The organism is Streptomyces sp. NPDC086777 (genome assembly GCF_040702065.1).
Lineage (GTDB): Bacteria > Actinomycetota > Actinomycetes > Streptomycetales > Streptomycetaceae > Streptomyces.
This window is the reverse complement of record NZ_JBFBJI010000004.1, coordinates 103,111-124,894: the sequence shown is the minus strand read 5'-3', so window position 1 is coordinate 124,894 and position 21,784 is coordinate 103,111. Positions and strand designations below refer to the sequence as shown.

Genomic DNA, 21,784 nt, shown 5'->3' with positions numbered 1-21,784 from the left:
GCCCGTGCGGGCCCCGAGAGGGTCAGCCGCGGGTGTGGCGCAGACGTACCGAGACCCAGCGGGCCCGGCGGCGCAGAATGTGCGGAATCCCCACCCTGAGGTCCGTGCCCGGCAGCTGCGGGGCGGCTCCTCGGTAGGGGTTCGGGCCGCCTGTCGTACGGCGGCTGCGGGGTGCGTCACTGTAGTCGTGCGTCCAGCCCATACCCCGACGTCTGCCCCTGCCCCAAGGTCGATAACCTCCCGCACGCCCCCCAATCGGCCTATGCGCCGGGCATGTGGCCGTTCGTGGAACAGGTGTCCGGATCCGGATACCGGGCGCATCGGCGCGGTCACCGGTCGGGTTCGGGGTCTTTCAGCCAGTTGACCAGTTCGGTGGAGAAGCCCACCGGGTCCTCCTCGTGCGGGAAGTGCCCCAGCCCGTCGAACAGCCGCCAGCGGTACGGCGCTTCGACGTACTCGCCGGAGCCGGCCGCGCTGCGGGTGCGGGTGACCGGGTCCAGGGAGCCGTGCAGGTGCAGCGTCGGGACCCGCACCGGGCGCTTCATCCTGCGGTTGAACTGGATGCCGTCCGGCCGCGCCAGCGAGCGCACCAGCCAGCGGTACGGCTCGATCGAACAGTGCGCGGTGGAGGGGATGCACATCGCGCGCCGGTACGTCTCCACGGCCTCGTCGTCGGGCAGTCGCGGCCCGGACCAGTCCCGGATCAGCCGGGCGACCAGCGCCCCGTCGTCGGCGGTGAGCTGCCGCTCGGGGATCCAGGGCCGCTGGAAGCCCCAGATGTAGGAGGCGGCGGCGGTCTGCCGGCGGTCGCGGAGCATCGCCGAGCGCCAGCGCCGCGGGTGCGGCATCGACACCACCGCGAGCCGTCGTACCAGCTTGGGGCGCATCGCGGCCGCCGTCCACGCCAGGTAGCCGCCCAGGTCGTGGCCGACCAGCGCGGCGTCCGGCTCGCCGAGGGAACGGATCACGCCGGTGATGTCGAGGGCCAGGTTCGCCGGGTCGTAGCCGCGCGGGGTGCGGTCGCTGCCGCCGACGCCCCGCAGGTCCATGGCGACGGCTCGGAAGCCCGCGTCGGCGAGCGCGACCAGCTGGTGCCGCCAGGCCCACCAGAACTGCGGGAAGCCGTGCACCAGCATGACCAGCGGTCCGTCGCCGAGCTCGGCGATGTGGAAGCGGGCGCCGTTGGCGGCGACGTCCCGGTGCGTCCAGGGGCCCTCCAGCCGTACGGCCGAGGGAGCGGGGTCCGTCATGACGACGAGCGTCCCACAGCGGCCTCGATGGCGCGTACGTCGTCCCGGGGAAGCTCCGGGCGCGGATGCGGCTTGGCGTTCTGCAGCACTCCCGCCGACTCCTTCATGGACGCGGCCACCTTCTGCGGGCCCTGGCCCTTCTTGGCCTTCTTCGCGAACACCAGGCCGATCAGCGCGAGGACGACGGCCACCAGGACGTTCGCCGCGAAGGAGAGCAGGAAGCAGATCGCGAGATTCCAGTGGCTCCAGGTCCGAATGCCGTACGCCAGCGCGAAGTTGAGCATGGGCAGGGAGAACAGCAGCAGCACTCCGGCCGCCGAGAAAGCGCCGCCGCTCGTCGCGCCCCGCTTGACGTCCTGCTTCAGCTGGGCCTTGGCCAGCGCGATCTCGTCGTGCACCAGCGCCGACATCTCGGACGTGGCCGAGGCGAACAGCTGGCCGATGCTGCGTTCGGCACCGACCGGGCTGCCGTCGGGTGCGCTCATCGCGGTCTCCCTCTGCGTCTTCGTCGTCTTCTGCACCGGCCGTTTCGCGCCGGTCTTTTTGTACCGTCTCGTCAGATCATGCCGGACGGCCGCCCTGCCCGCCTGCCCCGCCCGGTACTTCGGCAGTCGCGTCCCGTTCGCCGGCGCCCTAGGAGGCGGCCTTGTCGGCCGCGATCCTGCGGTGTTCGGCGGCCTTCCGTTCGTAGATCTCGGCCATCCGCAGGTGGTACGCCGGGTCGTCCTGCTCGTAGACGTCGGGGATGCCGTCGAGGTCGTCGTCCCGTTCCTCGGCCTCGACCAGCCTGCGGTAGCGGGTGTTCCGTATCTTCAGCAGCACCGTGGCGCACACGGCCGCGACGAGCGAGCCGGTGAGCACGGCGGCCTTGACCTCGTCGGTGAGCACGGCGTCGCCGGCGAAGGCGAGTTCGCCGATGAGCAGCGAGACCGTGAAGCCGATGCCGGCCAGCGAGGCCACCGCGAAGACGTCTGCCCATTCGAGGTCCTCGCTGAGCGAGGCCCGGGTGAACCGGGCGGTCAGCCAGGTCCCGCCGAAAATCCCGGCCGCCTTGCCGACCACCAGGCCGAGGACGACCCCGAGCGTCTCCGGCTTGGTGAAGACGTCGCCGAGCGCCCCACCGGACACCTTCACACCGGCGCTGAAGAGCGCGAACAGGGGTACGGCCAGCCCCGCCGACAGCGGCCGCACCAGGTGCTCGACGTGCTCCCCGGGGGAGTGCTGCTCGCCCTCGCGGGTGGTGCAGCGCAGCATCAGGCCCATGGCGACACCGGCGATGGTCGCGTGCACGCCGCTGTTGTACATCAGCGCCCAGATCACGACCGCGAGCGGGACGTACACGTACCAGCCGCGCACGCTCTTGCGGAGCAGCAGCCAGAAGACGGCGAGGCCGAGGACCGCGCCGCCGAGCGCGGCGAAGTCGATCCGCTCGGTGAAGAAGATCGCGATGATCAGGATCGCGAACAGGTCGTCGACGACCGCGAGGGTGAGCAGGAAGGCGCGCAGGGCGCCCGGCAGCGAGGTGCCGATCACCGCGAGGACGGCCAGCGCGAAGGCGATGTCGGTGGCCGTGGGCACCGCCCAGCCCTGCGTGGAGCCGCCGCCGGAGAGGTTGGTGAGGGTGTAGACGAGTGCCGGTACGGCCATTCCGCACAGCGCGGCGACCACCGGGAGGACGGCCGCTTTCGGGTCCCGCAGGTCGCCCGCCACCAGCTCCCGCTTGAGCTCGATGCCGGCGACGAAGAAGAAGACGGCGAGCAGGCCGTCGGCGGCCCAGTGGGCGACGGAGAGGTTCAGGCCCAGGGCGCCGGGGCCGAAGTGGAAGTCGGCGGCGCTCTCGTAGCCGTGGCGGAGCCCGGGAATGTTCGCCCAGACCAGCGCGGCCACCGCGGCGACGAGCAGCAGCACACCGCCGACGGTCTCGGTCCGCAGCGCGTCCGCCACGATGGTCCGCTCGGGCAGCGAGAGCCGCCCGAGGATCTTTCGGACGGGTGCGGTGCGGGGCGCGGGCACGGGATCCTCCGGTCGGTGGGCAGGACAGGGCTACTTGCCGACCAGACTTCCCGGCACACCTTGGGGTCACGCTACTTTGCTTAGTTTACCTAAGGTGCGGCGGGTGTTGTCAGGTGAGTCTCACGGTAGGTGCAAAAAGGGCGCCCGGCGCGTTTCGCGCCGGGCGCCCTTTTCGCCCTTCACGGCCGTGCCGGTCGGGGTCAGTCCTCGCTGGGCGCCGCCGGGAGCTTCGCCTGGATGAGGTCCATGACCGTCGAGTCGGTCAGCGTCGTCACGTCACCGAGCTGCCGGTTCTCGGCGACGTCGCGCAGCAGCCGGCGCATGATCTTGCCGGAGCGGGTCTTGGGCAGCTCCGCCACCGGCAGCACGCGCTTGGGCTTGGCGATCGGGCCGAGCGTGGCGCCGACGTGGTTGCGCAGGTCGGCGATGAGGTTCTCGTCCTCGGCGTTCGCCGTGCCGCGCAGGATCACGAAGGCGACGATCGCCTGACCGGTCGTCTCGTCCGCCGCACCGACCACGGCCGCCTCGGCCACCGACGGGTGGGACACCAGCGCCGACTCCACCTCGGTCGTCGAGATGTTGTGCCCGGAGACGAGCATGACGTCGTCCACCCGGCCGAGCAGCCAGATGTCGCCGTCGTCGTCCTTCTTCGCACCGTCACCGGCGAAGTACTTGCCCTCGAACCGCGACCAGTACGTGTCCAGGAACCGCTGGTCGTCGCCCCAGATCGTGCGCAGCATGGACGGCCACGGCTCGGTGAGCACCAGGTAGCCGCCACCGCCGTTCGGCACCTCGTTGGCCTCGTCGTCGACGACCGTGGCCGAGATGCCGGGCAGCGGGGTCTGCGCGGAACCGGGCTTGGTCGCGGTGACGCCCGGCAGCGGCGAGATCATCATCGCGCCGGTCTCGGTCTGCCACCAGGTGTCCACGATCGGCGTCCGGTCGGCACCGATGTGCTTGCGGTACCAGATCCACGCCTCGGGGTTGATCGGCTCGCCGACCGACCCGAGCACCCGCAGGCTGCTCAGGTCGAACTTCGCGGGGATGTCGTCGCCCCACTTCATGAACGTGCGGATCGCGGTGGGCGCCGTGTACAGGATCGTCACCCCGTACTTCTGCACGATCTCCCAGAACCGTCCCTGGTGCGGGGTGTCCGGGGTGCCCTCGTACATCACCTGGGTCGCGCCGTTGGCCAGCGGCCCGTACACGATGTACGAGTGGCCGGTCACCCAGCCGACGTCGGCCGTGCACCAGTACACGTCCGTCTCCGGCTTGAGGTCGAACACCGCCCAGTGCGTGTACGACGCCTGGGTGAGGTAGCCGCCCGAGGTGTGCAGGATGCCCTTCGGCTTACCCGTCGTACCGGAGGTGTAGAGGATGAAGAGCGGGTGCTCGGCGTCGAAGGCCTCCGGCGTGTGCTCGGCCGACTGCCGCTCGACGATCTCGTCCCACCACACGTCCCGCGAGTCGTCCCAGGCCACTTCCTGCCCGGTGCGGCGCACGACCAGCACGTGCTCGACGTTGCCCGCCTTGCCGACCGCCTCGTCCACGGCGGGCTTCAGCGCGGACGGCTTGCCGCGCCGGTAGCCGCCGTCGGAGGTGATGACGACCCTGGCGTCCGCGTCCTGGATACGGGTGGCCAGCGCGTCCGCCGAGAAGCCGCCGAAGACCACGGAGTGCGCGGCGCCGATCCGGGCGCAGGCGAGCATCGCGATCGCCGTCTCCGGGATCATCGGCATGTAGACCGCGACCCGGTCGCCCTTCTGGACTCCGAGCTCCAGCAGGGCGTTGGCCGCCTTGGAGACCTCGTCCTTCAGCTCGGCGTAGGTGATCGCGCGGCTGTCGCCGGGCTCGCCCTCGAAGTGGATGGCGACCCGGTCGCCGAGCCCGGCCTCCACGTGCCGGTCCACGCAGTTGTACGCGACGTTGAGCTCGCCGTCCTTGAACCATTTCGCGAACGGCGGGTTCGACCAGTCCAGCGTCTCGGTCGGCTCCTTGGCCCAGGTCAGCCGACGGGCCTGCGCGGCCCAGAAGCCGAGCCTGTCAGCCTTGGCCTGTTCGTACGCCTCGGCCGTGACATTGGCGTTCTCGGCCAGGTCAGCGGGCGGCGCGAAGCGTCGCTCCTCCCTCAAGAGGTTGGCCAGGCTTTCGTTGCTCACGACATCTCCCTTTCGAAGGGTGTCCGTTGTGTCCCAGGCCACAGCTCATCAGACCTGGGGCCCCGGTGACAAGGGCGGCCGAATAATTGGTTTAGACCTATCAGGGTGCGGCGGGGCGGGGTACGGCGGGGGTGCCGCGACCGGGCACGCCGAGCCTGTCAGGGTCCGGCGCGCCGGCGCACACCGGACCCGCCGACGCACACCGACCCCGGCCACGCCGCCGATCTCGTCGAAGTACCCGACGCCGTCGGCCCTGCCGACGCACCGACCCGAACGTCCCCGCCGACGCCGGCTCGGGTGGCGTCGGCGGGCCCGGCCACCCCGTCGCTCACGCCGGACTCCTCGCTCACGCCGGACTGGGCAGCTCCTCCGTGCCGGGCACCCCCTCGAACACCCCTCCCTCGCCGTCCGTACCGCCCCGGCGCAGCAGGTACGCCTGCGCCTCGCCCACATGGAAATACATCCCGTGCAGCTCCAGCGCCCCCGCAGCCAGCGCCCGCGCGACCGAGTCGTGCGCCCGCAGGTGCTCCAGCTGCTGGACCACATTGGCCAGGCACAGCCGCTCCGCCGCGTCCGCCGCCGCCCGTCCGGTCAGCCGGACGCCCGCCCCGCCCTCGTCCGCCAGCCGCGCCAGGCTCGGCAGCCCGTGCCGCAGCCATCGCCCGAGCGGGGTCGCCGTGTCCCCGGTCCCGGAGCCGAGCAGCGCCTGCATCGCCCCGCACCCGGAGTGTCCGCACACCGTGATGGACCGCACCTTGAGCACGTCCACCGCGTACTCGATCGCGGCCGCCACCGAGTCGTCCCCGTTCTCCTCGCCCGGAAGGGGGACCAGGTTGCCCACGTTGCGGACCACGAACAGGTCACCGGGACCACTGGAAGTGATCATCGAGGTGACGAGCCGGGAGTCGGCGCAGGTGAGGAAGAGCTGCGAGGGCCGCTGTCCCTCGCGCGCCAGCCGGGCCAGCTCCTCCCGGACCAGGGGCGCGGTGTCGCGCTGGAACGCGCTGATCCCGTGGGCGAGTTCATGACGGCCGCCGGTGGGTCTCGCGGGCCGGCGCCAGGCACCGAGACCTGCACGCGGTCCGGGGCCGTGGCCCGTGCGCGGTCCGGGGCGGTCACTGTCACCCGGCCCGTGGCCGTACTCCGGTGAGCGGACTCCCGCGCGGCAGCCGGTCAGTTCGGCGGAGCCGCCCTGCGCGGTGTGCCCCCTGCGCCAGTCCCGCAGCGACTCGTATGCCGCGTGGTCCATGAACGAACCGTGCAACTCCACCACGGCGTGCGCGCCTTGGGGTACGAGATGCAGGACTCTGCTGAGCCGGGGCACCGCGAGGAACGTCAGCTGTCCTCTTACGTGGACGTGATGGACTCCTCCTTTCTCTTCGTGGGTGATACGGGTGCGGGCGAGGCGGTGCAGGGCGAGGGCGACGGCCACGGCGACCCCGAGGACCACGCCCTCCAGGACGCCGAGGAGAACCACCCCGAGCGTGGTGACGGCGTACACCAGCACTTCGCGGTGGCGGGTCACCGTGCGGATGTGGTGCAGGGACACCATCTGGATGCCGACGGCCATCACCAGGGCGGCGAGCGAGGCGAGCGGGATGAGGTCGAGGACCGGGACCATCAGCAGCGCGGCGACTACTACGAAAACGCCGTGCAGCATCGTGGAGTTCCGGCTGACGGCACCGGATTTCACGTTCGCCGAACTGCGCACCGCGACCCCCGCCACCGGCAGCCCTCCGAACGCCCCCGACACGATGTTGGCCGCACCCTGACCGAGCAGTTCCCGGTCCAGGTCGGAACGCCCGACCCTGGACTGGGGCCCGGTGCCGCCCGCCACCAGCTTGTCCACGGCGACCGCGCCCAGCAGTGACTGGACGCTGCACACCAGTGTGGTGGTGAGCACCGCGGCGGCGATGCCGAGCACCGGCCCCTCGGGCAGTCCCGCCAGGGCATGGCTGCTCCAGGACGGCAGGTCGACCCGGGACAGGGCGAGCCCGGTGAGCGAGGCGGCGGCGGTGGCACCGGCGACGGCGACCAGCGCGGCCGGGACCGTGCCCAGCAGCCGGCCCGCTCTGCCCGGGATCCGGGGCCAGCCCAGCAGCAGGGCCAGGGTCAGTGCGCTGATCGCCACCGCGGCCGGGTGCAGGTTCGCCAACTGGGCGGGCAGCGCGAGGACGTTGGCGAGAACCGAGCTCTGCGGGGTGCCGCCGAGGACGATGTGCAGCTGGGCGACGGCGATGGTGACGCCGATGCCGGCCAGCATGCCGTGCACCACCGCCGGGCTGACGGCGAGCGCGGTGCGGGCCACGCGCAGGCAACCCAGGCCCAGTTGGGCCAGGCCGGCGAGGACGGTGATGCCGCAGGTGGCCCGCCAGCCGTACCGGTGGATCAGGTCGGCGGTGACCACGGTGAGTCCGGCCGCGGGGCCGCTGACCTGGAGCGGGCAGCCGCCGAGCCGGCCGGCGACCACTCCGCCGACGGCCGCGGCCACCAGGCCCGCCTGGAGCGGGGCACCCGTGGCGAGGGCGATGCCCAGGGACAGTGGGAGGGCGATCAGGAACACCGCGACGGACGCGGACAGGTCGGCGCCCACGAGGCGGCGGCGCCGGCCGGGGGGCGTGGTCGGGTGCTGCGACCGGTCGGCGCCGGTGACGGCGTGGGGAGTTGTGGCTCGGGCGAGGCCGAGGCTCTCGGGGTGGGTGGGTACGCAGGCTGATGACATGTTTCCCGTCTCCTCCGGGGCAGCGCGGTCGCGGATCTGGGCGGGATGAATCAACACTCAGTAAACGAATCGTAATGCAGAGTAAAGGTCAGGCATGGATTTTCTACGCAAATGGGGCACCCGATCACCTCCATGGGTGAAGTGAGCAGTTCATCGGCTTGTCGTATTAATCCCTCTCTCGGTCCTATGCGATCTTGGCCGCGCTGTCGGCAGATATCCGGCACATCGCCATGAAACGCCGTCACCGGCGTTAGCCGAGAGAAGGAAGAAGGTGAGCGGAATTGGCCGCCACCCAGAGGATTGCGGTCGGTGCCGTGGCCGCCGCGGCCTGTGCCGCGTCGGTCGCCGGTTGCGCGACCGGTACCCACTCCGAGCAGGGGGCGCCCGGGCCGCAGAAGGGAGCGCCGGCGCCCCAGAGCGTGGTCCGTCTGATCGGCGACGGGTCCACCGCGTACACCGGGGCGCAGCCGCATCTGCCCCGGCCCGAGCGGCTCAAGGCCGGTGAGAAGCCACCGCAGTTCGTGGTGTTCTCCTGGGACGGTTCGGGCGAGGACAGCCAGAAGCTCTTCTCGCACTTCCGCAAGGTCGCCAAGGAGAACAACGCGAACATGACGTTCTTCCTCAGCGGCCTCTACATGCTGCCCGAGGAGAAGCGTGACCTCTACCGGCCCCCGCAGCACTCGCCCGGCAGCTCCGAGATCGGCTTCAACGACGAGCAGGGCATCGCCGACACGGCCAAACAGCTACGGCTGGCCTGGCTGGAGGGCAACGAGATCGGCACCCACTTCAACGGGCACTTCTGCGGCCCTGACGGCGGGGTCGGCGAGTGGTCGGTGGCCGAGTGGAAGAGCGAGATCGCGCAGGCCAAGCAGTTCGTGAAGACCTGGAAGACCAACACCGGCATGAAGGACGCCGCACCGCTGCCCTTCGACTACGACAAGGAGCTCATCGGCGCCCGCACACCCTGCCTGGAGGGCCAGAAGAACTTCGTCAAGGCGGCGAGCCAGCTCGGCTTCCGCTACGACACCAGCGGCGTCAACGACCAGGTCTGGCCCAAGAAGAGGGAGGGGCTGTGGGACCTGTCGATGCAGCTCGTCCCCTTCCCCGGCCACACCTACGAGCAGCTGACCATGGACTACAACTTCATGGTCAACCAGTCCGGCACGTCGACCCAGGGTGACCCCGACAAGTACGACTACTGGGGCGACCAGATGCGCGACGGGCTGCTCCAGGGCTTCAACCGGGCCTACAACGGCAACCGCGCACCGCTCGTCATCGGCAACCACTTCGAATCCTGGAACGGCGGCACGTACATGCGCGCCCTCGACGAGGTCGTCGCGGACGTCTGCAACAAGCCCGAGGTGCGCTGTGTCTCCTTCCACCAGCTCGCCGACTGGCTGGACGCGCAGGACCCGCAGGTCCTTTCGAGGCTGCGCACGCTGAACGTGGGCGAGGCCCCGCGGCAGGGCTGGGAGTCCTTCCTGTCCGGCCGTCCCGCCCCGGCACCGAAGGGGGTGCCCGGGGCGCCGGCCGTCAAGCAGTAGGCGCGGAGCCGGGGGCCGCCGCCCGTCAGGCGGGGGCGGCCACTCCCTCGCCGAGCACGAAGCCGGGGTCGATCTGTGCCGCCAGGTCGGTCCCGGTGCGCTCGTTGCCCCACGACAGCGCGTTCTTCAGGTGGAAGTGGACCATCTGCCGGGTGTAGCGCTCCCAGTCCCGCAGCTGGTACGTCGCGTCGGTGGCCACCTTCAGGGCGCGCAGGGCGCGGGAGTTGGGGTTCTCCAGGAGGTCGAACCTGGGTGGGCGGCCCTTCTCCATGGCGCGCACCCAGTCCGAGTGCCCGACCGTGACCAGCAGGTCGTCCCCGACCTCCGAGCGCAGGAAGTCGATGTCCTCCTGCCCCTGCACCTTGTTGCCCACGACCTTCAGGACGACGCCGAAGTCCCGGGCGTACTCCTTGTACTGGCGGTAGACGGAGACCCCCTTCCGGGTCGGCTCGGCGACGAGGAACGTGATGTCGAAGCGGGTGAACAGGCCGGAGGCGAAGGAGTCCGAGCCCGCCGTCATGTCCACCACGACGTACTCGTCGGGGCCGTCGACGAGGTGGTTCAGGAACAGCTCCACCGCTCCCGTCTTGGAGTGGTAGCAGGAGACCCCCAGGTCGGCGTCCGTGAAGGGCCCGGTGACCATCAGGCGGACCGCGCCGCCGTCGAGTTCCACCGGGCGCGCGCAGGCGTCGTACACCGGGTTGGGCTCCCGTACCCGGACCAGCCGCGATCCCTCGCCGGGCGGAGTGGTCTTGATCATGGTCGCGGCGGAGGCGATGCGCGTGTTGTGGCCGCGCAGGTAGTCCTTGATCAGGGAGAGCTGCTCGCCCATCGCGGGCAGTGCCTCCGCCTCCGTCTCGTCGAGGCCGAGCGCGGGGCCGAGGTGCTGGTTGATGTCGGCGTCGACGGCGACGACCGGCGCGCCGACGGCCGCGAGATGGCGGATGAACAGGGAGGAGAGCGTGGTCTTGCCGCTGCCGCCCTTCCCGACGAAAGCAATTTTCATGTTCACGAAGAGTAGTCGCGTGGTTGCGGTGTGTGTCATGTGGAGTGAAGAAGACCACTCCTTCGTGGAGTCCCGAGGCGGGGTGCGTACTGTCGTACTCATGAGTACGACAGGTGCGACTGCCGATCCGCTCGCGGCCCTGGGGGCGCTGCCCGGGGTGGCCGAGTCCGTGGAGTCCGTGCGCAAGGCCGTGGACCGGGTCTACGGCCACCGGGTCATGCGGCGCCGCAGCAACGCCGTCACCTCGGAGGCCGCGCTGCGGGCCGCCCGTGGCAGCGCCGCGCTGTCCGGTGCCGACTGGGCGCTGGAGGAGGTGCGGCGCCGCTCCGACTTCGGTGGGGACGGCGACGCACGCGTGGTCGGCGCGGCGCTGCGGCTGACCGCGGAGGCGGGCCAGCTGCTCTCCATCTGGCGGCAGTCGCCGCTGCGGGTGATGGCCCGGCTGCACCTCGTGGCGGCCGCGACGGGCGGCGACGAGGTCGGCCGGCCGCGCCGGGCCGGTGAGCGCGTCGACGAGCCGCTGGTGGAGCTGGAACTGCCGGACGCCGACGAGGTGTCGGCGCGCCTGGAGGGGCTCTCCGAACTGGTCGTCGCGGGGAGTGCGGCGCCCGCGCTGGTGACGGCCGCCGTGGTGCACGGCGAACTGCTCGCGCTGCGGCCCTTCACCTCGTGCAACGGGCTGGTCGCCCGCGCGGCCGAGCGGATCGTGCTGATCGGCAGCGGCCTCGACCCCAAGGCGATCTGCCCCGCCGAGGTCGGCCACGCCGAACTGGGCCGGGCCTCCTATCTCGCGGCCCTGGAGGGCTATGTCTCCGGTACTCCGGAGGGGATGGCGGCCTGGATCGCGCACTGCGGGCGCGCGGTCGAACTCGGCGTGCGCGAGTCCACGGCGGTGTGCGAGGCGCTGCAGCGCGGGGCGGCCTAGGAGTCGTCCGGAAGGCCGCGTGGGCCCCGGGAAAGGGTTGCGGCGGTACGAGGGCTCGTACCGCCGCTGGCATGCTCACCGGGTTACCAAGCGTCCTCGATGTGTCGCCCATCAGGTCGGGTACTTTGCCCGTCACCTGGTGCGGCTGGCCCGTAATCGACGGGTCGACGTCGCGTGGGTGCGCAGTGTTCATGCTCGGTCCGTGGGGCCAAATGCGTTTTAAAGGTGATCCTCTCGGATGTCCTTCGGTCTCGCGGGCCGCTAACCCCTTTGTACTGCAAGCCCGGGGTAAGCGGAACCCCTGCCTACAGATCTTTACTTTCAGGTTCAAAGGCGTACTAAAGGGGCGCCGATAGGCCGAACGGGTGAAGAGTGCCGGGGTGGCCGCTTCAGGCGACCGTGCTCCGGCGCCGGCTCGCGTACCAGACCAGACCCGCGGTGGCCGCCGCCGCCCCTATGGCCGCCGCGGCGACCAGGGCCGGACGCGGCGGCGTGGAGATCCGCTGCTTGAGCCGCACCGGCCGGTGGAAGTCCAGGATCGGCCAGCCGCGGGCGAGGGCCTCGCGGCGCAGCGCGCGGTCCGGGTTCACGGCGTGCGGACGGCCGACGGCCTGGAGCATGGGCAGATCGGTCGCCGAGTCGCTGTACGCGTAGCTGCGGTCCAGGTCGTACCCCTCGGAGGCGGCCAGCTCCCGGACGGCCTCCGCCTTGGTCGGCCCGTACGCGTAGTACTCCACCTCGCCGGTGTAGCAGCCGTCGTCGCCGACGACCATGCGGGTGGCCACCACCCGGTCGGCGCCGAGGAGTCCGCCGATCGGCTCGACCACCTCGGCGCCCGAGGTGGAGACGATGACGATGTCCCGGCCGGCCTTGTGGTGTTCCTCGATGAGGGAGGCGGCCTCGTCGTAGATGATCGGGTCGATCAGGTCGTGCAGGGTCTCGGCGACGATCTCCTTGACCTGCTGGACATTCCAGCCACGGACGAGGCCGGACAGGTATGCGCGCGTGCGCTCCATCTGGTCGTGGTCCATACCGCCGACCAGGAAGACGAACTGGGAGTACGCGTTGCGCAGCGCCGCCCGGCGGTTGATCAGACCGCCTTGGTAGAACGACTTGCTGAACGTGAGCGTGCTCGACTTCGCAATGACCGTCTTGTCCAGGTCAAAGAAGGCGGCTGTGCGGGGCAAGGAGTGGCTTTCCACGCCCCCGAGCATAGGCGCCCACCATTCGGCGTAAGGTGGGGCGCGTGGGTTTGCCTGAGAGGGCTCTCGGGTACACCATGGAAGTCACGGATCGTTCGCGACCGTGCTAACCCGGTCCGGCTCCTCCCCCCCCGAGTCGGCCGTGGAGACGACCCCCACTCTCCCCCCCGGTGGGGGTCGTCGCATGTCCGGACGGGTTTTTCCTCCTCTCGAGGGCCGTGAGGCCCAGGCTGGGCGGCTTCGGCCGCCCTTCTCGTATGCCCATGATCCGTCACGTTGGGTAGTCGTGACGCTGCGCTGTGGAAGTCGCGCGGACCACGGAACGGGCCTCACCGGTATGGGGGACGGCGATATTCACAACCGTCGAGTTGTCCACAGTTTTGGACCAAGATCCACACGATTTCCGGGTTCGCTGCACCGTGATTCCAGCGCGCTCCGGCGGCGGCGAGTTCATGGCCGGTTCCGTTTGTCGGGCGTCAACGGCCGGTTTCTGTCGGCCGTGCATATGGAGCCGCTCGCCGGTTCTTCGCAGGTTTGGGAATCGCGTGGCCGCAGGGGCCATGCGGGAGAGCGCAGCCAAGGGGGAACCTCACGTGGCCGGAACCGTCACCCACGACCCACCGTCCGCCGCCTCGGGACGGCCCGGACGCCCGATGATCGTCACCGAGGATGCCGAACTCCTCGACGACCTGTTGCGCCTGTGTGCCGCGGCAGGTGCCAAACCGGAGGTCCACCACGGCCCGCCGGACCGCGGCGGCGGCTGGGAGTCCGCCCCGCTCGTCCTGGTCGGCGACGACGCGGCGCGGCGGGTGCGAGGGGCCACGCGCCGGCGCGGGGTGGTTCTCGTGGGCCTCGACCAGGACGACCCCGACGTGTGGAAACGGGCCGTGGAGATCGGCGCCGACCACGTCCTGATGCTGCCCGACGGCGAGCAGTGGCTCGTGGACCGGATCGCCGACGTCGTCGAGGGCGTGGGCCGCCCGGCCCTCACCGTCGGCGTCATCGGCGGCCGGGGCGGGGCCGGTGCCTCCACGCTGGCCTGCGCGCTCGCCGTCACCTCCGCGCGGGAGGGAGTGCGCACCCTGCTCGTGGACGCGGATCCGCTGGGCGGCGGAATCGACGTACTCCTCGGCGGCGAGACCGCCGAGGGCCTGCGCTGGCCCGCCTTCGCCGCCTCGCGCGGCCGGCTCGGCAGCGGCGCCCTGGAGGAGTCGCTGCCCGAACTGCACTCGCTGCGGATCCTCAGCTGGGACCGCGGGGACTGCGTGGCGATCCCGCCGCCCGCCGTCCGCGCGGTGCTCGCCGCCGCCCGGCGGCGCGGCGGCACGGTCGTCGTCGACCTGCCGCGCCGCCTGGACGACGAGGTCGCCGAGGTCCTCACCCAGCTCGACCTCGCCGTCCTGGTGGTCCCCGCCGAACTCCGCGCCGTCGCCGCGGCCGGCCGGGTGGCGGCCACCGTCGGCATGGTCGTACGCGATCTCAGGGTGGCGGTCCGGGGGCCGTACGCGCCGGGTCTGGACGACCGCGAGGTGGCCGGACTGCTCGGACTCCCACTGGCCGGCGAGGTGCCGGCCGAACCAGGTCTGGCCCGCCCCGGCCGGAAACCGCCGGGGTCCGTCGCACGCGGACCGCTGGCCCGCTTCTGCAAGGACTTCTGGGAGCGCACGCTCATCGAGGCCGGCGGTGTCGTATGAGGCCCGGCACCGCGGGTGCGGACGGCCCGGCCCTGCTCGACGGAGTGCGGCGCTGGCTCGCCGAGAGCGGCGCCGAACCGACACCCGCGCGGGTGGCACAGGCACTGCGCGCCCAGGGGCGGGTCCTCGGCGACGCCGAAGTCCTCGGCGCGGCCGAGCGGCTGCGCTCCGAACTGGTCGGCAGCGGCCCCCTGGAGCCGCTGCTCGCCGACCCCACGGTCACCGACGTCCTGGTGACCGCCCCGGACCGGGTCTGGGTCGACCGCGGTGGCGGCCTTGAGCTCACCCCGGTCGCCTTCCCGGACGCGGCGGCGGTACGGCGCCTCGCGCAGCGGCTGGCCGCGGTGGCCGGCCGGCGCCTGGACGACGCGCGTCCGTGGGCGGACGCCCGGCTGCCCGACGGCACCCGCCTGCACGCGGTGCTGCCCCCGGTGGCCGTCGGCTGCACCTGCCTGTCCCTGCGGGTGGCCCGACCGCGGGCGTTCACCCTCGACGAACTGGTCGCGGCCGGGACCGTGCCCCCGGGCGGCGACCGGATCCTGCGGGCGCTCCTCACGGCCCGGCTGTCCTTCCTGGTCAGCGGTGGCACGGGCACGGGCAAGACAACCCTCCTGAGCGCCCTTCTGGGTCTCGTCGGCCCGGGCGAGCGGATCGTGCTCGCCGAGGACTCGGCGGAGCTCAGGCCCGAACACCCGCACGTCGTACGGCTGGAGACCAGACCCGCCAACCAGGAGGGCGCCGGCCTCGTCACCCTGGAGGACCTGGTCCGCCAAGCCCTGCGGATGCGGCCCGACCGGCTCGTCGTCGGCGAGGTCCGCGGGCCCGAGGTGGTCCATCTGCTGGCCGCGCTCAACACCGGCCACGAGGGCGGGTGCGGCACCGTGCACGCCAACGCGGCCGCGGACGTACCGGCCCGGCTGGAGGCCCTCGGCACGGCCGCCGGGCTCGACCGGGCCGCCCTGCACAGCCAGCTCGCCGCCGCGCTGTCGGTGGTGCTGCACCTGGTACGGGACCGCGCGGGCCGACGGCGGATCGCCGAGGTGCACGTCCTGGAGCGGGACCCCTCCGGGCTGGTGCGGACGGTACCGGCGCTGCGCTGGGACGCGGCGGCGTTCGCCCGGGAGCAGGGCTGGGAGCGGCTGCGGGGGTTGCTGCGGAGTGACGTCGGCGAGGCGTGGGTTTCGGGCTGAGGTGACGTCGGCGAGGCGTGGGTTTCGGGCTGAGGTGACGTCGGCGAGGCGTGGGTTTCGGGCTGAGGTGACGTCGGCGAGGCGTGAGTTCCGGGCTGAGGTGCCATCGGCGAGGGGCGAGTTCCGCCTCGAAGTGCTTTCGGCGGGACGTGAGTTCCGGTTTGAAGTGACGTCGGTGATGGACGAGTTGCCGGCGATCCGTGAGCTGAAAGAGGTGTGTGTGATGGGTGAGACGACGGTCGGTGCGGCCGTGGTGTGCGGTGGGGTCATGGCCTGGCTGCTGGCCGAGCGGCAGCGGGAGGTGCGGCGGACGCGGCTGCTGCTGGCCGGCGGTGGGGCGGTGACCACCGGGCCGCCCTCCTGGGAGCAGACGCTCGGGGAACTCCGGCGGCTGCGCGGCCGTTGGCGGGGTGAATGGTGGGCCCTGGCCGTAGGTCTCGCGCTCGCACTCCTCGCCGCCTCGGTCCTTCCGGTCCTCGCGGGCGCGGCCGGGGTGCCGGCGCTGCGCCGGGTCCGGCTGGCCCGCCAGGCGCGACGGACCCGCCAGGCGCGCGCCGACGCGGTGATCGCGCTGTGCGGGGCGCTCGCCGGTGAGGTGCGCGCGGGGCGGCAGCCGGGTGAGGCGCTGCTGCGGGCCGCACGGGACTCCGGCGGGCTCGGTGAGGCCCGGCCGGTCGTGGTGGCGGCGGCGCGCTTCGGCGGGGACGTGCCGGGGGCGCTGGCGGTGGCGGCACGACAGCCCGGCGCCGACGGCCTGCTGGGGCTCGCGGCCTGCTGGCGGGTGGCGGTCGACCAGGGCGCCGGACTCGCGGCCGGTCTCGACCGCCTGGACGCCGCCCTGCGGGCCGAACGCGACCAGCGTGCCGACCTGCGGGCCCAGTTGTCGGGTGCCCGGGCCACCGCCGTGATGCTCGCCGCGCTGCCCGCCCTCGGCATCCTGCTCGGCTCGGCCATGGGCGCCGACCCGCTGCGGGTGCTGCTGCACACCGGGGCGGGCCTGGGCTGCCTGGTCGCCGGCGCGGTGTTCGAGGGGGCCGGGATGTGGTGGGCGGCCCGGATCGTGCGGGGAGCTGAGGCGGCGTGAGCGCGGAGGTTGTCCACAGGCTGGGGGTGGCGGTCGCGGTGCCGGCGGCCCTGGGCTGGTCGGCATGGCGGCTGGAGCGGGCCAGGCGCAGGCGCTGGGCCCGGCGCAAGGTGGCCGAACTGCTCGGGCTGGAGCGGCTGGGGCGGCTGGGGCGGCTGGAGACGGCGGAGAAGCATTCCGCCGTCGGCGGTGCCGTCCGCGAATGGCTGCCAGTCGTCGGGGTGGTGTGCGGCGGCTGGGTGCTGATCGGCGGGGTCGCCGGCGCGCTGCTGGGACTGGCTGTCGGAGTGGGGCTGTGGCGGTGGCGGAGCCGGGCGGCCGACGGCGACCGGACGGCCGAGGCGGAGGCGGCCGAGGCCGCTCGCCAACTCCCGCTCGCTGCCGACCTCCTGGCGGCCTGCATCGCCGCCGGGGCAGGTCCGGTGGTCGCCGCCCAGGCCGTCGGAGAGGCACTCGGCGGACCGGTCGGGCAGGGGCTGGCCCGAGGCGCGGCTGAGGTGCGGCTGGGCGGCGAACCGGCGGCCGCCTGGCGACGGTTGGCCGGACTGCCCGGCGCCGCGGCTCTGGCCCGGCTGCTGGAGCGCGCGGACGAGTCGGGCATGCCGGCGGCCGCGCCCGTCGCCCGGCTCGCCTCGGACGCCCGCGCCGAGTGGGCGAGGAGCGCCACCGCACGGGCGCGACGCGCGGCCGTGCTGATCTCGGCGCCGGTAGGGCTCTGTTTTCTGCCCGCGTTCATCGCGGTGGGTGTGCTCCCCGTGGTGATCGGACTGGCGGGCGGCGTGCTGCGAGGGGGTGGTGGTTGAGGAGCGCGACAGCGGGACCGCGGACACGAACCGACGTCAGAACCAAGCGAGTACAAGGGAGTCGAAATGCGTGAGATGTGCAGGAAGATGTGGAAGCTGGTGCGCCGGGACGCCGGGATGGTCACCTCCGAGTACGCGATGGGGATCATCGCCGCCGTCGGGTTCGCGGCGGTCCTCTACGCGGTCGTGACGAGCGGGCAGGTCAGCGCGGAGCTCCAGGCCATCGTGAAACGAGCCCTCAGTGCGCGGATGTGAGCCCGGGCGTGGGACGGACCGTGGGTTCGTGACCGCGGAGACGGCCGTGGTGCTGCCGGTGCTGGTGACGTTCACGATGGCGCTGGTGTGGGGGCTGCTCGTGGTGGCCGCCCAGATCCGGTGCGTGGACGCCGCCCGCACCGGGGCGCGGGCCGCGGCCCGGCAGGACGCCGAGGGCGCGGTGATCGCGCTGACGAAGGAGGCGGCGCCGGACGGGGCGACGGTGACGGTGGGCCGGGAGGGTGACGTGGTGCGGGTGACGGTGGCGGCGAGGCCACCGGTGCTGGGGGCGTTGCCGTTCGAGGTACGGGAGTCGGCGGTCGCCTTGGCGGAGGGGCCGAGGGAGGTGGGGCCGTGAGGGGGTGCGCGGTGGTTGTCCGGCTGCGGGTCGGCGGGGGCCGGCCGCGCGGGTTCCTGCGCCCCTGGCGGGCGCGCTGCAGCGGGGCGCGTGATCAAGGCTCCGCCACTGTCTGGAGCGTCGGTGCCGTTGCCGTGCTGTGCGTGGTGTTCGGGACTGTGCTCGGACTGGGGCAGGCGGTGGTGGTCCGGCATCGTGCCGCCGGTGGTGCCGACCTGGCGGCGCTCGCGGCGGCGGACCACTGGGCCGAGGGGACGACGGCGGCCTGCGCTCGGGCGGACCACGTGGCACGGGCACAGGGCACGCGGCTCACGCGCTGCGTGATCGTGGGGGACGTCTCGGACGTGACGGCTGCGTCAGGCGGTGGGCCGTTCACGGCCGAGGTCCGGGCCAGAGCCGGCCCCGCCGCACCGCGCCCCTGACCACGCGCCCCGAAGGGACGCGGGCAACTGCGCGACCGACCCCCACACGGCGGCAGCCGAACAACTACCCCGTCGGCGCCCCCTTCAGCAGCACCGTGAGGAGCCGCACCGCCCCCCGCTTGTGCAACGGCTCGTTCCCGTTCCCGCACTTGGGGGACTGGATGCAGGACGGGCACCCGGCGTCGCACTCGCACGCCGCGATCGCCTCCCGGGTGGCCGTCAGCCAGGTCCGGGCCGTGTGGAAGGCGCGCTCCGCGAAGCCGGCGCCGCCGGGGTGGCCGTCGTAGACGAAGACGGTCGGCAGGAGCGTGTCGGGGTGCAGCGGGATCGACACGCCGCCGATGTCCCAGCGGTCGCAGGTCGCGAAGAGCGGGAGCAGGCCGATGGAGGCGTGCTCGGCGGCGTGCAGGGCGCCGCCGAGGATCTCCGGGTCGATCCGGGCCTCGTCGAGCTGGTCCTCGGTGACGGTCCACCACACCGCGCGGGTGCGCAGCGTACGCGGAGGGAGGTCGAGCTTCGTCTCGCCCAGCACTTCGCCGGTGATGAGCCGGCGCCGCAGGAAGGAGACCACCTGGTTGGTGACCTCGACGGAGCCGTAGCAGAGGCGGCCGTCGCCCCAGGGGATCTCGGTGTCGGTCTCCAGGACGGAGATGGCCGTGGTGTCGCGGGCCACCGTGGAGTACGGCGGCTCGGCCTGCTCGACCAGGGCCACCGAGTCCTCCAGGTCGAGGGAGCGCACCAGGTAGGTGCGGCCCTGGTGCAGGTGGACGGCGCCCTCGTGGACCGTGGAATGGGCGGCGCTCGCGTCCACCGTGCCGAGCAGGCGTCCCGTACCCGCCTCGACGACCTGCACCGGGCGGCCGCCCTCGCCGCGGATGTCGGTCAGCTCGGCGGCCCGCTCCCGGCGGGTCCAGTGCCAGGCCTTCGTCCGGCGGCGCAGCAGCTTCGCGGCCTCCAGCTGCGGCAGCAGTTCCTTGCAGGCGGGGCCGAAGAGGTCGAGGTCGTCGTCGGTGAGCGGTATCTCGGCCGCGGCGGCGCACAGGTGGGGTGCGAGGACGTACGGGTTGTCGGGGTCGAGGACGGTCGATTCCACCGGTTGGTCGAACAGGGCCTCGGGATGATGGACGAGGAAGGTGTCCAGCGGGTCGTCGCGGGCGACCAGGACCGCGAGGGCACCCTGCCCGGCGCGACCCGCGCGACCCGCCTGCTGCCACACAGAGGCCCTCGTACCGGGGTACCCGGCGATCAGTACGGCGTCCAGCCCGGAGACGTCCACACCCAGCTCCAGGGCCGTTGTGGCGGCAAGTCCGAGGAGCTCCCCGGAGTGCAGCGCGCGTTCCAGGGCGCGCCGCTCCTCGGGGAGGTAACCGCCGCGATAGGCCGCGACACGCCGGGCGAGGGAACGGTCCACCTCGGCCAGCCGCTCCTGGGCGATGACGGAGATCAGCTCCGCGCCGCGTCTGGAGCGCACGAAGGCGACCGATCGGACGCCCTGCACGGCGAGGTCGGTCAGCAGGTCGGCGGTCTCGGCGGTGGCGGTACGGCGGACGGGGGCGCCCTTCTCGCCGTGCAACTCGGTGAGCGGCGGCTCCCAGAGGGCGAAGACCAGCTCGCCGCGCGGGGAGGCGTCGTCGGCGATCTCCACGACCGGCAGGCCGGTGAGGCGGCCGGCGGCCACGGCCGGCTCGGCGGCGGTCGCGGAGGCCAGCAGGAAGACCGGGGAGGCGCCGTAGCGGGCGCACAGGCGGCGCAGTCGGCGCAGCACCTGGGCGACGTGCGAGCCGAAGACGCCCCGGTAGGTGTGGCACTCGTCGACGACGACGTACTTCAGCGACTTCAGGAAGGAGGACCAGCGGGCGTGCCCGGGCAGGATCCCGCGGTGCAGCATGTCGGGGTTGGTGAGCACGTAGTTGGCGTACTGGCGGACCCACTCCCGTTCCTCGTACGGGGTGTCGCCGTCGTACACGGCGGGGCGCACCGCGTTCCCCAGCGGTTGTGAAAGTTCCTTCACAGCACGGCACTGGTCGGCGGCCAGCGCCTTGGTGGGGGCCAGGTAGAGGGCGGTGGCGCCGCGGCCGTTGGCGGCCTCGGAACCGTCCAGGAGGGTGGACAGCACCGGCACGAGATAGGCCAGGGACTTGCCGGAGGCGGTGCCGGTGGCCACCACCACCGAGTCGCCGTCCAGGGCGTGCTCGGCGGCCAGCGCCTGATGCGCCCAGGGATGCTCGATGCCGTACTCCTGCACGGCCGCGACGACCTCCGAACGAATCCGGTCAGGCCAGACGGCATGCCGACCCGCACGCGGGGGCAAGTGCTCCGTATGAGTGATGCGCGAAGCCCGGCTCGGCCCGGAGGCGAGCCGGTCCAGGACCGTGCCCGGAGAGAACCCGGACCCGGCCGGAACCGGCGGTCGATCGGATCGGTGATTTATGGCCATCGGGACCGAGTGTGTCACTGGCGTGACGGACAATGGGGCCAAGGCGTCGTGCGCGCCTGCCGTAAGTGATTGAATGCCATCGCGGCTGGCGAACCGTCCCGGGGGCCGCAAGCCGAGGTGTCCCGAGGGGCGACCGCTCGATAGCAAGGTGCTGGAGGATCCGTGGACCTGTCCCTGTCGACCCGTACAGTCGGCGATCGTACGGTCGTCGAGGTCGGTGGCGAAATCGACGTATATACCGCGCCCAAGCTGCGCGAGCAGCTGGTCGAGCTGGTGAACGACGGGAATTTCCACCTCGTCGTCGATATGGAGGGCGTGGACTTCCTCGACTCCACCGGGCTCGGCGTGCTGGTCGGCGGCCTGAAGCGGGTGCGTGCCCATGAGGGCTCGCTGCGCCTGGTCTGCAACCAGGAGCGCATTCTGAAGATCTTCCGTATCACCGGCCTCACCAAGGTGTTCCCGATCCACACCTCGGTCGAGGAAGCGGTGGCGGCCACCGACTGACCCGGGGCCGGCCGACGTACCCCGGACCGCCGATCGGTCCGTGCCGTCCGGCCGGCCCTCGGCACGGGCCCGTACGCGCAATGCGCCGTGCGGACGTCCGTGTCACCCCCGCCCGTTCGGGCCCGCGTGCCCGTGCCGGCAGCCGTGCACGGGCCGCAGTGCCCGCGGCGGACGCAATTCATCGGGGGTTCCGGGTTCTTCGGCGGCCCGGCCCCC

19 protein-coding genes are annotated in these 21,784 nt (G+C 72.4%); 10 read left to right on the top strand and 9 right to left on the bottom strand.

Annotated features, from left to right (window positions below; genetic code table 11):
• Positions 1-22: 22 nt before the first annotated feature.
• The 6 genes from AB0472_RS07380 to AB0472_RS07355 all read right to left on the bottom strand — a co-directional run bounded on the left by AB0472_RS07380 (position 23) and on the right by AB0472_RS07355 (position 8,144).
• The gene (locus tag AB0472_RS07380; RefSeq protein ID WP_351960864.1) at positions 23-202 is read right to left on the bottom strand and encodes a hypothetical protein; all 180 of its coding nucleotides are present in this window, start codon (positions 200-202) and stop codon (positions 23-25) included.
• 127 nt (positions 203-329) lie between these two features.
• Complete coding sequence (locus AB0472_RS07375; RefSeq protein WP_366354213.1) at positions 330-1,250, bottom strand: alpha/beta hydrolase; 921 nt, start codon at positions 1,248-1,250, stop codon at positions 330-332.
• Positions 1,247-1,735, bottom strand: a complete 489-nt coding sequence (locus AB0472_RS07370; RefSeq protein WP_366354212.1) for a phage holin family protein — start codon at positions 1,733-1,735, stop codon at positions 1,247-1,249. The genes AB0472_RS07375 and AB0472_RS07370 overlap by 4 nt, the downstream gene beginning before the upstream one ends.
• A 148-nt stretch (positions 1,736-1,883) precedes the next feature.
• A complete protein-coding gene (nhaA, locus tag AB0472_RS07365; protein ID WP_366354210.1) occupies positions 1,884-3,263 on the bottom strand; it encodes a Na+/H+ antiporter NhaA in 1,380 nt (459 codons plus the stop codon).
• A gap of 200 nt (positions 3,264-3,463) precedes the next feature.
• Positions 3,464-5,422 (bottom strand): acetate--CoA ligase, encoded by a 1,959-nt coding sequence (acs, locus tag AB0472_RS07360; RefSeq protein ID WP_366354209.1) that lies wholly within the window; start codon positions 5,420-5,422, stop codon positions 3,464-3,466.
• Between the two features lie 346 nt (positions 5,423-5,768).
• Complete coding sequence (locus AB0472_RS07355) at positions 5,769-8,144, bottom strand: SulP family inorganic anion transporter (protein ID WP_366354207.1); 2,376 nt, start codon at positions 8,142-8,144, stop codon at positions 5,769-5,771.
• 281 nt (positions 8,145-8,425) lie between these two features.
• Between AB0472_RS07355 and AB0472_RS07350 the strand changes: the two genes are divergently transcribed.
• Positions 8,426-9,688 (top strand): hypothetical protein, encoded by a 1,263-nt coding sequence (locus AB0472_RS07350; RefSeq protein ID WP_366354205.1) that lies wholly within the window; start codon positions 8,426-8,428, stop codon positions 9,686-9,688.
• A 25-nt stretch (positions 9,689-9,713) separates the two neighbouring features.
• Here AB0472_RS07350 and AB0472_RS07345 read toward each other — a convergent pair whose 3' ends face one another.
• On the bottom strand, positions 9,714-10,694 hold the full coding sequence (locus tag AB0472_RS07345; RefSeq protein ID WP_366354204.1) for an ATP-binding protein: 981 nt from the start codon (positions 10,692-10,694) through the stop codon (positions 9,714-9,716).
• A 100-nt stretch (positions 10,695-10,794) separates the two neighbouring features.
• Between AB0472_RS07345 and AB0472_RS07340 the strand changes: the two genes are divergently transcribed.
• On the top strand, positions 10,795-11,619 hold the full coding sequence (locus tag AB0472_RS07340; protein WP_366354202.1) for an oxidoreductase: 825 nt from the start codon (positions 10,795-10,797) through the stop codon (positions 11,617-11,619).
• A 389-nt stretch (positions 11,620-12,008) separates the two neighbouring features.
• Here the strand turns inward: AB0472_RS07340 and AB0472_RS07335 are convergent, their stop codons facing one another.
• Positions 12,009-12,833, bottom strand: coding sequence for an HAD family hydrolase (locus AB0472_RS07335; RefSeq protein ID WP_366354200.1), 825 nt, complete (start codon positions 12,831-12,833; stop codon positions 12,009-12,011).
• Positions 12,834-13,414: 581 nt separating this feature from the next.
• Here AB0472_RS07335 and ssd point away from each other — a divergent pair.
• The 7 genes from ssd to AB0472_RS07300 all read left to right on the top strand — a co-directional run bounded on the left by ssd (position 13,415) and on the right by AB0472_RS07300 (position 18,627).
• Positions 13,415-14,515: a septum site-determining protein Ssd gene (gene ssd / locus AB0472_RS07330; protein WP_366354199.1), complete on the top strand. Its 1,101-nt coding sequence runs from the start codon at positions 13,415-13,417 to the stop codon at positions 14,513-14,515.
• Positions 14,512-15,705, top strand: coding sequence for a TadA family conjugal transfer-associated ATPase (locus AB0472_RS07325; RefSeq protein WP_366354198.1), 1,194 nt, complete (start codon positions 14,512-14,514; stop codon positions 15,703-15,705). The genes ssd and AB0472_RS07325 overlap by 4 nt, the downstream gene beginning before the upstream one ends.
• Positions 15,706-15,928: 223 nt before the next feature.
• Complete coding sequence (locus AB0472_RS07320; protein WP_366354197.1) at positions 15,929-16,789, top strand: type II secretion system F family protein; 861 nt, start codon at positions 15,929-15,931, stop codon at positions 16,787-16,789.
• Complete coding sequence (locus tag AB0472_RS07315; protein WP_366354195.1) at positions 16,786-17,592, top strand: type II secretion system F family protein; 807 nt, start codon at positions 16,786-16,788, stop codon at positions 17,590-17,592. The genes AB0472_RS07320 and AB0472_RS07315 overlap by 4 nt, the downstream gene beginning before the upstream one ends.
• A gap of 66 nt (positions 17,593-17,658) precedes the next feature.
• A complete protein-coding gene (locus AB0472_RS07310) occupies positions 17,659-17,847 on the top strand; it encodes a DUF4244 domain-containing protein (protein ID WP_366354193.1) in 189 nt (62 codons plus the stop codon).
• 28 nt (positions 17,848-17,875) lie between these two features.
• Positions 17,876-18,205 (top strand): TadE family type IV pilus minor pilin, encoded by a 330-nt coding sequence (locus tag AB0472_RS07305; protein WP_366354191.1) that lies wholly within the window; start codon positions 17,876-17,878, stop codon positions 18,203-18,205.
• Between the two features lie 56 nt (positions 18,206-18,261).
• Entirely contained in the window at positions 18,262-18,627 is a 366-nt protein-coding gene (locus AB0472_RS07300; RefSeq protein WP_366354651.1) for an Rv3654c family TadE-like protein, read from the top strand.
• Positions 18,628-18,691: 64 nt separating this feature from the next.
• Here the strand turns inward: AB0472_RS07300 and AB0472_RS07295 are convergent, their stop codons facing one another.
• The gene (locus AB0472_RS07295; RefSeq protein WP_366354189.1) at positions 18,692-21,064 is read right to left on the bottom strand and encodes a DEAD/DEAH box helicase; all 2,373 of its coding nucleotides are present in this window, start codon (positions 21,062-21,064) and stop codon (positions 18,692-18,694) included.
• Between the two features lie 162 nt (positions 21,065-21,226).
• On the opposite strand from AB0472_RS07295, the gene bldG reads away from it, so the two are divergent.
• Positions 21,227-21,568 (top strand): anti-sigma factor antagonist BldG, encoded by a 342-nt coding sequence (bldG, locus tag AB0472_RS07290; RefSeq protein ID WP_010986038.1) that lies wholly within the window; start codon positions 21,227-21,229, stop codon positions 21,566-21,568.
• Positions 21,569-21,784 lie beyond the last annotated feature (216 nt).

Excerpts from the sequence above, each read along its gene's own strand:
- AB0472_RS07335 (WP_366354200.1), bottom strand. The coding sequence starts at position 12,833 with ATGCTCGGGGGCGTGGAAAGCCACTCCTTGCCCCGCACAGCCGCCTTC.
- AB0472_RS07295 (WP_366354189.1), bottom strand. The coding sequence starts at position 21,064 with ATGGCCATAAATCACCGATCCGATCGACCGCCGGTTCCGGCCGGGTCC.
- AB0472_RS07375 (WP_366354213.1), bottom strand. The coding sequence starts at position 1,250 with ATGACGGACCCCGCTCCCTCGGCCGTACGGCTGGAGGGCCCCTGGACG.
- AB0472_RS07345 (WP_366354204.1), bottom strand. The coding sequence starts at position 10,694 with ATGAAAATTGCTTTCGTCGGGAAGGGCGGCAGCGGCAAGACCACGCTC.
- AB0472_RS07380 (WP_351960864.1), bottom strand. The coding sequence starts at position 202 with ATGGGCTGGACGCACGACTACAGTGACGCACCCCGCAGCCGCCGTACG.
- AB0472_RS07340 (WP_366354202.1), top strand. The coding sequence starts at position 10,795 with ATGAGTACGACAGGTGCGACTGCCGATCCGCTCGCGGCCCTGGGGGCG.
- AB0472_RS07325 (WP_366354198.1), top strand. The coding sequence starts at position 14,512 with ATGAGGCCCGGCACCGCGGGTGCGGACGGCCCGGCCCTGCTCGACGGA.
- AB0472_RS07355 (WP_366354207.1), bottom strand. The coding sequence starts at position 8,144 with ATGTCATCAGCCTGCGTACCCACCCACCCCGAGAGCCTCGGCCTCGCC.
- AB0472_RS07310 (WP_366354193.1), top strand. The coding sequence starts at position 17,659 with ATGCGTGAGATGTGCAGGAAGATGTGGAAGCTGGTGCGCCGGGACGCC.
- AB0472_RS07370 (WP_366354212.1), bottom strand. The coding sequence starts at position 1,735 with ATGAGCGCACCCGACGGCAGCCCGGTCGGTGCCGAACGCAGCATCGGC.
- AB0472_RS07320 (WP_366354197.1), top strand. The coding sequence starts at position 15,929 with ATGGGTGAGACGACGGTCGGTGCGGCCGTGGTGTGCGGTGGGGTCATG.